The 14,913-nt window shown below is 46.9% G+C and carries 1 protein-coding gene; it reads left to right on the top strand.

All coding sequences use genetic code 11. From position 1 onward, the window contains the following. Positions 1–572: 572 nt before the first annotated feature. Positions 573–14,873, top strand: coding sequence for an Ig-like domain-containing protein (locus AC1DCV_RS21925; protein WP_477025159.1), 14,301 nt, complete (start codon positions 573–575; stop codon positions 14,871–14,873). The last annotated feature ends 40 nt before the right edge of the window (positions 14,874–14,913 follow it).

Here is a 14,913-nt window from a genome sequence, read left to right as displayed (position 1 = left end):
GCGTTTAGATTTTGCAAAAAGCGAATGAACAAAATGAACAGAAGACATTAAATTGAATTATATATATAAATTTAGTTAATAAGATTTGCGTGCTCTATAATTGTTAGATGAATATCATATATAAATATGAGCGGTACAATATAATATTATTATATAAAATATATTAATATATTATTTTTTTGTATTGTAATCATGCGATAGTATTTCACAAGTATTTTACCGTGGCTGCATAAAAAAAAGAAGTTCTTCCCATTCAATGACCTGACCAGGGCAAACTCGGCTTAAATTAACCCATTTCCATGGTTGAAAATGAACGAAATGAACAGGATGAATGCATATTGAACAAAGTGAACCGTGAAAAAATAATGAATGAAAAGACACTTTCGTAAACCACCCCTTAAATATACATTCGTAGCGTTTTTGTAACATTCTTTTAACAAATAACCGCAAGGAAGCATACTTTTTTATCAACCAGTATCCTTTCCCCAAGACATTCCTAACCTGCCTGCCTCCAATAGAGTTTTGTTGTATCGCAATGAAACTGAACAATTTTTATTCAAATATTTGATGCTATGCATTCAAAAGCTACTCCTAATAGCCCTTTTACTGCTCTTTTTTGTCTCCCTCACCCAAAGGGAACGGCTACTGTTAAAACCAGTCTCGCTTATACCTGTCGTGGAGCCGGTTCGCTGGCCTGGAAAAGTCTGCTGGTACTACTACTACTGTTTGGTATAAGCGCTAAGGAGAGCTCGGCGCAGACCTATACGACAAGAGTATATGCCAACACCCAGGTGAACAGGGCATCCGGACTGTGTCTCGGCTGTAATGTGGCCAACGCCGGACAGGCGGTAGATGGCAACCTGAGCACAGCATCAACTATTAATACATTGGTAACCCTGCTGGGGGCTACGGAATCTCAGGATTTGATTTTCCCGGCTCCGGTAACTAATAATGCTCCGGCAATAGTAAAAATCGGATCTGCCGGGAATCTGGGTGGTCTGGTATCATTGCAGTTGTTGGGAGGTGTATATGTACAGGCTTTTAACGGATCCACTCCTGTGGGAGATACTGCGTTTGCAAATGAAGCAACACTAACACTCCTCGCCAGCGGTAACCAGGCAGAAATATTCCTGGTTGCTCCCGGAGTTACTTATGATAGAGTACGTGTAACTGTAGATGGTGGATTGGCCGGTGTGGCGGGTAGTATAAACGTATTCTCCGCTTATTACAATGTACCCGCTGTCAGCACCATCGCTTGTGATGTGCCCATTGATATCCTTTCTGGCGTTACCGGTTCTATTGGTGCATTGGGAAGCGTGACCAACCCGGCACAGGCAGGTGACGGTATTATAACTCCCGCAAATTTTGCTACGCTGTCCAGCGCAGTTGGTCTGTTAAACAGCAGCGCCCAGGTAACAGCCGTATACCCAGGTCTTTCTAAACTCGGGGATTCTGTTCGGATAGTGATGTCTATCCCATCTTCTCTCATTACATTACAGGTATTAGGCTCCGTTAAAATCATTACATACAATGGGGCTACCGTAGTAGATAATATCACGGCATCCAGCAACTTCCTGAACCTGACTTTACTTGGAGATGGAAGCGGATTGCAATCACTTTCTTTTCAGGCTTCCGCACCTTTCGATCGAGTCGAGGTGTTGCTAGGTTCAGTCCTTGCAGGAGCACTATCGTCTCTTAGGGTGCATGAAATACAACGATACCCGGCAGGTCCCGTAACGAACAGTGGAGTACTACGAACCACCTGTTTGAATTCGGCGATTACCCTGAATGTAACCAGCCCCGATCCGGGACTTACTTATACCTGGTACGACTCTACTCAAACTACAGTTGTTGCTTCCAATAGCACCAGCTACAGTCCTCCGGTGAACGCCATCGGAACTTTCCGCTATTATGTATCTGCTAAAAGATTGAATTGTTCTACAGAATCAGCCAAAACACTGGTGACTGTAAAAGTGAACAACTTCGCAACTGCTGCGGATATTACAGTACCGGCAAATACAGCTTCCTGTCCTGGTGATACGGCCAGGATCACTCCTACTTCTACTACCGCTAACACAAAGCCGGTATTTAAATGGTATAAAGATGCTGCCAAAACCACCGCTATCACAAATGGGCTTGTGGAAGGTGCTGTAACATACACTATAGATACTACCGGCAGATTATCTATTACCGGTCTTGCGGTTGGTACTTATAACTATTTTGTAAGTGTAACAGATAGTAATCATTGTGAAAATGCAGCGAATACACTCAAACAAGCAACGGTAACAGTAGGCACCGGCCCGGCTCCGGCATCAGTAGCGCCGGCCTTCTCCGTTCCAACCGGCCAGACAGTAACCCTGACCGCAGCTCCGGTTGTCGGCGCGACTATCGTTTGGTACAGTGATACCACCCAGGCATCTATTGGTTCTGGTACTTCTTTCCAGGTAGGACCGTTCAGTACACCAGGTACCTATACTTTCTACGCAGGCGTACGTCTTACCGGTGGTTGCGAATCTTATCGCGTGCCAGTAGTCGTAACAGTTACAGGTCCGGTAACTACCGGAGGATGTAATGTTCCTACCAGCCAGGTAACAGGAACTACCCTGGGTTGCGTACTGTGTAGTGTGGATAATCCGACGAACGATATTGATGTGAACCCGAACAATTTCACCCAACTCAATCTTCCAGTAGGATTGTTGGGTGGATCGGTTTATCAGCAACTGATATTCCCGGCTGTAGGTGCAGCAACAGACAGCATCCGGATTGATCTGGGCACAAGTGCTCCACTCGCCAATGTAAGTCTGCTCGGAGGTACTATTATTACTATCGCTAATGGTACCACTGTTATAAGAAGAGATACTCTCTCCCAGCTGCTGACCTTACGCTTGCTGAGCAGCACACGTTATAGCGTAAGCATCCCGGCAACCGGACCTTACGATCGCGTACAGATCCTCATGACCGGTACCCTCAATTTGCTGAATGCATTGCAGATATATGGAGTGCGTGCTGTAGGGGCTAATCCGACGATTACACCAAATGGCTTTACTGCCTGTGTTGGTTCAACGGCAACTTTGTCCGTAACACCAGCCGCCGGTACAAGCGTATTATGGTTTGCGGATTCTACTACCACCACTTCACTGAGTAATCAGCCAACCTATACTACTACCGCATTAAATACACCTGGCAAAGTGACTTACTTTGTACAGGTGGTAGACGGTTCAGGTGCCAGTGCATGTAACAATCCGGAAAGGATACCAGTAGTGGTAACCGTTAATCCTTTGGGAACTGCTGCAGATATCACACTGCCGGATACTACCACCACTTGTGGTAGTGCTGCTGCTGTGATTACACCTACAGCTGCCGGTGTAACCGCACCTGTATTCAAATGGTATGCAAATGCCAATAAAACCACTCCAATTATTAACGGTACTGTTATAGGTGCTGCTACATTTGCAATAGACAGCACCGGTAAACTCAGCGTTACTGGTTTGGCTCCTGGTAATTATACCTATTATGCAAGTGTATCCGGTACCAACCGTTGTGAAAATGCAGCAGGCAGCCTGAAAGCAGCTACTATCAAAGTAACCAGCACACCAGCTCCTCCTACATTGATACAAACATATACTGTCACCACAGGATTACCACTTACATTAGTGGCCTCCCCTGCCCCAGGTGCTACCGTATTATGGTACAGCGATACTACCAAAGCTTCTATTGGCAGTGGTAGTTCTATCACGCTGCCTCCATTTAGCACACCAGGTGTCTACAAATATTTTGCTGGTGATAGCTTGCCAGGTGGCTGTATCTCTAACCGCCTGTTAGTGACCGTCACTGTAACAGGTCCGGTAATCCCAACCAGTTGTAATGTACCAACCAGCCAGGTGACAGGAACAACCCTAGGTTGCGTACTGTGTAGCGTGGTGAATCCAACCAACGACATTGATGCAGATCTGACCAACTTCGCCCGCCTGAATATACCGGTAGGCTTACTCGGCGGCTCTGTCTTCCAACAACTGATCTTCCCAACCAATGGAGCAGGAACAGACAGCATCCGCTTCGACCTGGCTTCACCAGGTGGACTGGCAGATGTTTCATTGCTCGGTGGTGCAGTGATAACCGTATACAATAACAACACGGTTGTAAGCACACATACTTTATCACAATTACTTACTTTGAGATTACTGAGTGGTACCCGTTATACCGCATCAGTAGCAGCAGGTGGCGCCTATAATAAGGTAGAAGTAAAACTCACCGGAGTAGCTAATCTGCTGAACTCACTGGATATATATAATGTACGCGCAGTTGGACCAAATCCAACCATTACAGCGAGCAACGTAACAGTATGTGCTGGTCAGCCTGCAGTGTTTACCGCTACCCCAGCGGCCGGAACTACCGTTCAGTGGTATAAAGATTCTACTGGCGGCGCTTCTCTCAGCAACCAGCCTACTTATACTACAGATACGCTGAAAACAGCAGGCACCTTCACTTACTATGTACAAGTAGTAGATGGTACCTGTCCAAATCCAGAACGTATACCGGTTACCGTTACTGTAAACCCACTCGGCTCACCAGCAGACATTACAGTAGCTGATACCACTACTACATGTGGAAGTGCAACCGCAGTGCTGACACCAACAGCTGCCGGCGTAACTACACCTGTATTCAAATGGTATGCAAATGCAAACAAAACAAGTCCGATTATAAATGGTACCGTAATAGGTGGTGCTACCTTCACGATCGATGCGTCAGGCATTCTGCGTGTAACTGGTCTTACTCCAGGTAATCACACTTATTATGTAAGCGTATCCGGCACCAACCGTTGTGAAAACGCGGCAGGCAGCCTGAAAGCAGCTACTATCAAAGTAACCAGTGCGCCGGCTCCGCCAACATTGGTTCAAACATATACTGTCACCACAGGATTGCCGTTGACTTTAGTAGCGTCTCCTGCTCCAGGTGCTACCGTAGTATGGTACAGCGATACCACCCTGGCTTCTATTGGCAGTGGTAGTTCTATTACACTGCCTCCATTTAGCACGCCAGGTATCTATAAATATTTTGCTGGTGATAGCTTACCAGGAGGTTGTATCTCTAACCGCCTGCTGATCACTGTCACTGTAACTGGTCCGGTAATTCCAACCAGTTGTAACGTACCAACCAGCCAGGTGACAGGAACAACCCTGGGTTGCATACTGTGTACTGTAGTTAATCCAACTAACGACATCGATGCAGATCTGACCAACTTTGCCCGCCTGAATATACCAGTAGGCTTACTCGGAGGCTCTGTCTTCCAGCAACTGATCTTCCCAACCAATGGAGCAGGAACAGACAGCATCCGCTTCGACCTGGCTTCACCAGGAGGACTGGCAGACGTTTCATTGCTCGGTGGTGCAGTGATAACCGTATACAATAACAACACGGTTGTAAGCACACATACTTTGTCACAATTACTTACTTTAAGATTACTGAGTGGCACCCGTTATACCGCATCAATAGCAGCAGGTGGCGCCTATAATAAGGTGGAAGTGAAACTCACCGGAATAGCTAATCTGCTGAACTCACTGGATATATATAATGTACGCGCAGTTGGACCAAATCCAACAATTGCAGCGAACAGTGTAACAGTATGTATTGGTCAGCCAGCAGCACTTACCGCTACCCCAGCAGCCGGAACTACGGTTCAGTGGTATAGGGATTCTACTGGCGGCGCTGCTCTCAGCAATCAACCTACTTATACTACAGATACGCTGAAAACAGCAGGCACCTTCACTTACTACGTACAAGTAGTAGATGGTACCTGTCCAAACCCAGAACGTATACCGGTTACCGTTACTGTAAACCCACTGGGCTCACCAGCTGATATTACTGTAACAGATACTACAGCTACCTGCGGCGGAAGTGCAGCAGTGCTGATTCCAACAGCAGCCGGTGTAACTACTCCAGTATTTACATGGTATGCAAATGCAAACAAAACAAATCCGATTATAAACGGTACCGTAATAGGTGGTGCTACCTTCACCATCGATGCGGCTGGTAAACTTACCGTTACTGGTTTAACACAGGGCAGCCATACTTACTATGTAAGCGTATCCGGCACTAACCGTTGTGAAAATGCAGCCGGTAATCTGAAACCTGCTACCATCAGTGTAACAGGTGCACCAGCTCCTCCTACTGTTGTACAGAACTACACCATCACGACAGGATTGCCACTCACTTTAGTGGCGTCCCCTGCTCCGGGTGCTACCGTAGTATGGTACAGCGATACCACAAAGGCAGCAATAGCTACAGGTAATTCAATTACACTGCCGCCGTTTACGAATCCGGGAGTATATATTTATTATGCAGGCGATAGCTTGGCGGGGGGCTGTTTATCCAGCCGCCTGCCAATCACCATTACTGTAACTGGTCCGGTGATTCCAACCAGCTGTAATGTGCCTACCAGTCAGGTAACAGGAACTACCCTGGGATGCGTACTGTGTAGTGTAGTGAACCCAACAAATGATATTGACTCTGTCAATACCAACTTCACACGTTTGAATATACCGGTAGGTTTACTGGGCGGTTCTGTGTTCCAGCAACTGATCTTCCCAACCAATGGTGCAGGAACAGATAGTATCCGTTTCGATCTGGCTTCACCAGGTGGTCTGGCAGATGTTTCTTTACTGGGTGGTGCAGTAATAACTGTATACAATAACACCACCGTTGTAAGCACACATACCTTATCACAATTACTTACTTTAAGATTACTGAGTGGTACCCGTTATACCGCAACAGTAGCAGCAGGTGGCGCCTTCAACAAGGTGGAAGTGAAACTCACCGGTGTGGCTAATCTGTTGAACTCACTGGATATTTATAACGTTCGTTCAGTAGTACCAGATCCAACAATTACAGCTAAGAGTGTAACAATCTGCGCTGGTCAACCTGCAGTATTAACAGCTACTCCATCAGCTGGTACTACTGTTCGCTGGTATGCAGATTCTACTTCTCCTGCTATACTCAGCACACTCAGTACATTTACTACAGATAGTCTGAAAACAGCAGGCACATTTGTTTACTATGCGCAAGCAGTAAGTGCAAGTGGTTGTGCTAATCCTAATCGTATACCGGTTACTGTTATCGTTAATCCGTTAAGCAACGCAGGTAACATTACTGTAGCAGATACGACTACTGCCTGCACCAGCAGTCCTGCAGTACTCACACCAACCGCAACAGGTGTTACTGCACCGGTATTCAAATGGTATAAGGATGCCAATAAAACATCGCCAATAACAAATGGTCTGGTAAATGGTGCAGTAAGCTACGCGCTCGACAGTACCGGTAAACTGACCATCACTGGTTTGACAGCAGGTAACTATACTTACTATGTAAGCGTATCCGGTACTGGTCAGTGTGAAAACCCTGCCGGTGCACTAAAAGCAGCAAAAGTACAGGTCGTAACTGCTCCTGCAGCACCAGTAGTAACCGGAGATGTAGTAGTACAAACTGGTGTGAAAGCCACGCTGTCAGCTACACCGGTAATAGGTGGAAATGCTACCATCGTATGGTATAGTGATTCTACTTCTACTATACCAGTAGGAACAGGTGCTTCTATCCAGGTAGGACCATTCAATAATCCAGGTACATATACCTACTACGCAGCTATCCAGATTACAGGCGCCTGCTCATCTGCTCGCGTACCTGTACATGTGGTGGTAACAGGACCAGTTATTCCATCTCCGGATTGTAACGTTCCAACCAGCCAGAATTCAGGTACTACCCTGGGTTGTATACTGTGTAGCGTAAATGGACCTACAAATGATATCGACAGTGTTCAGACAAACTTCACCAGATTGTCTATCCCTGTAGGATTACTGGGTGGATCAGTTTACCAACAGCTGATATTCCCGAACCCAGGTAAGGCTACCGATAGTATCCAGATTCGTCTGGCTACATCTGTGGGACTGGCTGATGTAAGTCTGCTGGGTGGTACCCTGATTTCATTGTACAATAACAATACGCTGGTTAAAGCAGATACATTATCCAGACTGCTTACTTTACGTTTGCTCAACGGACAACAGTTTGCAGCCACTATAACAGCACCTGGTGCTTATGATCGCATAGAAGTAAGATTGACAGGTGTACTTAATTTGCTGAACTCAATTGACATCTATGGCGCACGGATCTTCTATCCTAAACCAACTGTCAATACAACTGGTGCAAGTGTTTGCATAAACAATAAAGCTACCCTCTCCGTAACACCGGCAGCTGGTACGTCTGTGCGCTGGTATGCTGATTCTACCAGCACTACTGTATTAAGCACACAGGCTACTTATACTACCGATACATTGAGAACAGCAGGAAAAATCACTTACTATGTAGCGGTACTCGGTGGACCTAACAACTGTCCAAACCCAGAACGCATCCCGGTAAGCGTGACCGTGTCTCCTGCACCAGCAGTGCCTGGAGCTCCAGCTACTGTTAATATTTGTCCTGGTTCAGATGCAGTGTTGCAGGTAACTAACCCTGATCGTCAGCTCAGGTATAACTGGTACAATGTGGCAACAGGTGGTACCAAGCTGAACACAGACAGTGGTTTTGTATTCAGAGTACCTGCGGTTAGCAGAGATACCATCTTCTACGTAGAAGCAGTGAGCAGCTGTGGCGCAGCGTCTGCAAGACAAGCCATCAGTGTTAAACTGTCCACTTCTTTAAGTGCGCCAACCGTTATTCCAAATCCGGATTCAGTGGTGATTGGTACACAGGGTGTACTCACAGCTACTTCCAATGCGGCAAATGTGATCTTTAAATGGTATGGCAGTCAGGCTGGCAATGACAGTCTGTTTACAGGACCAGTATTTACACCGCCAATCAGTAATACACTGGGTACAGTTACTTACTGGGTAGAAGCTGCGTTAACGGGTGGTACAACCTGTAAGTCAATAAGAGTGCCTGCAGTGGTAGTAACAATACCTGCTGGTCCGTTCACGCAAGTGCCTTGCGAAGGTGCAACTACTCAAACAATTGGTGGCAGCGGCTTGCTGATACTGGGCAATGTTTACAATCCTGCCCTGTCAGTTGATAACGATGCAAGCACCGCATCTTCCCTGGTCATCAACCTCGGCGCACTGAATGCGCAGGTATGGCAGAGAGCTAAATTCAACGGAGTATCTTCTCTGGGTGATACAGTAAGAGTATTACTGTCTAATCCAAGCCAGGTACTTTCTGCAGCAGTATTAGGAGGTGTTCAGTTAACTACTTATAATGGTAACACACCTGGTGATTCTGTGGCAATAAATAATCCGCTTATTAAACTCACCCTCCTGAACAACAGTAAACAAGCTATCGTTGAATTCGTACCAACGAAAGCATTTGATGCGATAGAAGTGAAACTGAAATCAGGTATAGTAGGAGCATTAACAACAATAGACTTTAACTACGCACAACGTGCACTGGTGGCGCCAAAAGTACAGGCTGCCCAGGTAACAGTTTGTGCAGGAAATACGGCAACATTGAATGTGCAGGATCCTGTAGCAGGAATTACTTATCGCTGGTACAACAGCAACGGTATTTATCTCACAGGAAAAGATGGCGTTTCCCTTACTACAGGTACCCTCACCAAGGACACTACCTTCTTTGTGGAAGCGTTCAGAAATGGTTGTGCAAGTAAAGGTCGTGCAAGAGTAGATGTGAAAGTAACTGCAGCGCCAGCAGCTCCACAGGTACAATCTGCCAATGTGGATGTATGTGCCGGTTCAGATGCGGTACTCGCAGTGGTTAATCCTGTGAAAGGTTACACGTACGCATGGTACAACGTGGCATCAGGGGGTACTAAGCTGAATACAGACAGTGGCTTCACTTATAAAGTGGTGAATGTGACTGCTAAGGCAATCTACTATGTGGAAGCTAAGAACGACAGCTGTAATACAGTATCCGCTACAAGAACTGCAGTAACTGTTAACACTGCTGCGGCATTGGCTCCGCCTACTGTATCTCCAACAACAGATACTGTGGTAGTAGGTCAGCAACCGGTGTTCAGAGCAAGCGCGGCTTCCGCAAATGCACAGTTCTTCTGGTTCGCCAGTCAGACAAGTACTGATACCTTATTTAAAGGATCAACATTTGCGCCTCCGGCATCTAATGTAGTAGGTACTATCACTTATTGGGTAGAAGCAGCCCTGCCGGGAGCAGCTACCTGTAAGTCAGCAAGAGTAGCGGTGAATGCGCTTACTGTTAACAGCAACCTGGATATCGTGCCTTGCGAAGGCGCAACTGGTCAAACGATCGGTGGATCTGGTCTGTTAATACTGGGCAACGTTTATAACCCAGCCCTTGCCGTGGATAATAACAAAAACACCGCTGCTTCCCTGGTTATCAACCTCGGCGCAGTTAACGCCAGCGTATTCGAAAAAGCAACGTTCACTGGTTTGTCTACTCCAGGCGATACTGTGAGAGTGATGCTGTCTAACCCAGGCCAGGTGCTTTCTGCCGCAGTACTTGCCAGCATACAGCTGACAACATACAACGGTAATACTGCAGGCGACTCCGTACTGGTATCTAATCCGATCCTCCACCTGGATCTGCTCAGTGGTAGCAGAGGTGCATTACTGTCCTTTGTTCCGACGAAAGCCTTTGATGCGGTGGAAGTGAAACTGAAATCCGGTATCATCGGTGCGCTGACAGCAGTAGACTTCAATTATGCACAGCGTGCAATTGTACAACCTAAAGTACAGTCTAATAACGCCACCATATGTAAAGGCAAACAAGCTACACTCAGTGTGGTGAATCCTGCACAGGGTGTTGTTTACAGCTGGTACAACAGTCAGGGTAACCGCTTGCTGGATAGCATAGCATTTGTAACACCAACTACCCTCGATTCCGGTACGTATACTTACTTTGTAAGAGCTACCAGGAATGGTTGTACAGGAAGTGCTTCTGCACCTGTTCAGGTAATTGTAAAAGGAATACCATCCGTACCTGTACCTGTAAGCAACAATGTATCTACCTGTCTGAATACACCTGTAACCCTCAGCGTGAAAGCTGTGGCCGGTGTTCAGTTCAACTGGTACGACGCAGCTACCGGCGGTGCTAGACTGGTATCAAATAATAACACATACACTACGCCGGCAAATCTGCAGGCTGGTACTTATAACTTCTATGTAGAAGCGGTGAATGCTGGTAACTGTGCGAACGACAGCGGACGCGTGAAGATTATGCTTACCGTAGACAGCGCATCCACAGCAGCCGACATACAGGTAGCTGATAAGGCAATCTGCGCAGGCGGTGTGGCGGTATTAACACCAACCAGCACTACTGTTCAGAACCCAGTGTTTAAATGGTATGCAAATCCTGATAAAACAGGCCCAATCACACAGGGTGTAAGTGCAGCCGGTGTATTAACGATCTCCGGATTAGCTACCGGAACATACACCTACTATGTAAGTGTAAGCAATGCCGGTAAGTGTGAAAACCCTGCCGGTGCACTGAAAGCAGTCAAAGTAACGGTGAATGCTGGCGCAACTGCTGCCGACATCACACTGGCAGATACCACTATCTGCGCAAACAGTACCGTGAAACTGACCGCTACCAGCACTACTGTTACCAACCCAATCTTCAAATGGTATAAAGATGCAAGTCTGACCACCTTACTGTTTACCGGTCCGACATATACCACTGCGTTGATAACAGCTAATACTTCTTACTATGTTACAGTGGAAGGAGATAACAAATGCGCTAATACAGCCGCAAATGCGAAGACAGTAACGGTAACCGTACGTGATGTGCCAGTGCCGATCATTGCAGCTTCTGCTATCAGCATCTGCGTAGGCGACACCACTACATTAACAGTTCAGAATGCAGATAACACACTCACTTATCGCTGGTACAATGCAGCTACTGGAGGTACGTTATTATTCACCGGACCGATTTACGTGGTAAGAGGTCTTACAGCATCTGCAGACTTCTATGCAGAAGCATCAGCAGGTGGATGTAACAGCGCTACCAGAACCAAGGTATCCATAGGTGTGGGTGTAGCACCAACTCCGATCCTGGAATCTAATAATGTAACGGTTTGTCAGGGTGGTACTGCAGTGCTGAAGGTTACTTCTTCTGTAAATAACATCACTTATAAATGGTACAATACAGCCACAGGCGGTGCCGCTATATTCACTGGTCCGATTTACACTACCGGAGCAATCAATGCAAATGCAACCTTCTATGTAGAAGCTATCGGTGATACTTCGAAATGTGGTAAGCCATCTGTACGTGCTGCTGTGAAAGTAAATGCGGTACCAGTACCGGCGGCTCCAACCCTGGTAAGCAATAATGTTCAGGGCTGTATCGGTCAAAGTGCTTCGCTGGCCATCCAAAGCCCGGCCGCAGGTACTACCTACCAATGGTTCAATGCAGCCACCGGTGGTACAATGGTATTCGAAGGACCAGTATTTAACATTACTGCCCTCGATAGCACCGTCACCTACTATGTACAGGCATTGGTAAATGGAGGCTGCCCAAGCGCCACCAGGTCCAGCGCTACCATCAAGGTGAACAGCATACCAACAGCACCAGTAATAACCGCAACTTCCCTGTTCGTTTGTCAGGGCGGAAGTGTAACACTCTCTATTAAAGATCCGGTTGCAGGTACTACCTACCGCTGGTTCGATGCTGCCACCGCCGGCAAGTTGCTGTTCACAGGTATCAGCTTCCCAACAGGCGCATTGAATGTCAGCACTGATTTCTACGCAGAAGCCAGCAACGGTAACTGTAGCAGTGCATTGAGAACGAAGGTATCTATCGGTGTAGGACAAGCACCAACACCAATACTGGAATCCAACGCAGTTACAGCTTGTCAGGGAACTACGGCTACGCTTCGCGTAACTTCAGCAACCAATGGTATTACTTACAAATGGTATACTCAGGCTACCGGTGGTACAGCAGTATTCACAGGACCAATATTTACTACGAATCCGCTGAACACCAGCATGGACTTCTGGGTGGAAGCAACAGGTACCACAGGTCAATGTGGTAACCCATCTGACAGAGTGAAAGCTACCGTAACAGTGGTTGTAGCACCAAATGCACCAGATGTAGTAGCATCCTCTCTCAAAACATGTGCTGGTACTGGTGTTACCGTAGCAGTGAAAACAATACTGCCTAACATTACCTACCAGTGGTACGATGCGGCTACAAACGGTTCATTGCTCTTTACCGGAGCGGTGTACAGTGTACCTGTCATCACTAAGAATACTACTTATTATGTACAGGCGAACCTGGGCAGCGGCTGCTCCAGCTCTACAAGAACTGCGGTAAATGTTACGGTTGATCCGGCTCCGCCAATTCCAACAGTAGACCTGGATAATGTGGTTACCTGCATAGGTGGTACAGCTACATTCACTATTAAGAATCCTGATGCGGCAATGACGTATCGCTGGTTTGATGCTCCGTCTAACGGCACCCTCCTGGCTACGGGCACTGCTTATACGACTGCAGCACTCGCACAAACAACTGTCTTCTACCTCGAAGCATTGAACAGTGCCGGATGCAGCAGCGCACGTAAAGGATTAACAGCAACAGTAGTCAGCACAATAGATGCACCGCTGGCTGATCCGATCACTATATGCAGCGGTCAAACCGGTGTGTTGAGTGCGAAAAACAAACAACCAGGTGTCATCTACAAATGGTACACTGTACTCCATGGTGGTACACCAGTATTCACCGGAGGCGACTTTACCATCAGGCCTACTGCAAATGCAGTATACTACCTGGAAGCGTCTACCAGCGGTGGTTGTGTAAGCGCCAGCAGAACACAGGTAAATGTATCAGTGAATCCGTCACCATCAGCACCGGCAGTTGCAAATGCAACCCTGCAGGCTTGCCCTGGTCAAACAGTTACACTGAATGCACTGAATCCGGATGCTACGCTCACATATAAATGGTACACCACTGCCGTTGGAGGAACAGCAGTAGCTACAGGGGCTTCTTATACAACACCTCCTGTAAATGCAAACCAGATGTACTACCTGGAAGCAACCAACAGCAATGGCTGTTCTAGCCCAACACGTACAGCGGTGAGCGTAGAAGCTACTGCAGCACCAGGTAAACCAACAATTACCGGAAATGATGCAGGTGTATGCCCAGGTAAAACAGCAACACTCACTGCTGCTTCAACAACAACAGGGGTAGACTTCCGCTGGTACAGCGTAGCAACAGGTGGCACACCAATATTTACAGGTGCAACATTTGTAACACCAGCATTGAATACAGCTACTACCTACTATGTGGAAGCATTTACAACCGGTGGTTGTATCAGTGCAGGACAAAGAACAACAGTACAGGTAGCTATAGCACAGCCGCTTCCAGCACCAGTAGTAACTGTGGATAATACAACAGCCACTACTATTACTTTCCGCTGGTCACCGGTAACCGGAGCTCAACGTTATGAAGTAACACTGAACAACGGTGTGACATTCATACCACCAAGCTCAGGTGCTAATGGTACTACACATACCGTAACAGGCCTGCAGCCTAACCAGAGTGCAACCATACAGGTAAGAGCTATCGGAGCATCAGACTGTGAAACCAGTGCATTGTCTACAGCGGTAACAGGTAAAACAACCAACCCGCAAGGCAACAACATCTATGTTCCAAACCTCTTCAGCCCGAATGGTGACGGTATAAATGATATCGAGTATGTGTACTCAACAGCAATCGCACAACTCGAATTCAGAATCTACAACCAGTGGGGGCAGTTGGTATTCACATCCAAAGACCAACGTCAGGGTTGGGATGGTACCATGAGTGGTCAGAAACAACCGGTAGGTGTTTACGTGTACATCGTGAGAGCTACTATGCAGGATGGCACGGTGATTACCAAGAAGGGTAACGTAACAATTATGAGATAAAGATGATTCATCAGCGTAATACTAAGTCAATCATAAAACC

This window comes from Chitinophaga sp. 10T418, from assembly GCF_056394125.1.
This window is presented reverse-complemented; position numbering and strand designations above follow the sequence as displayed.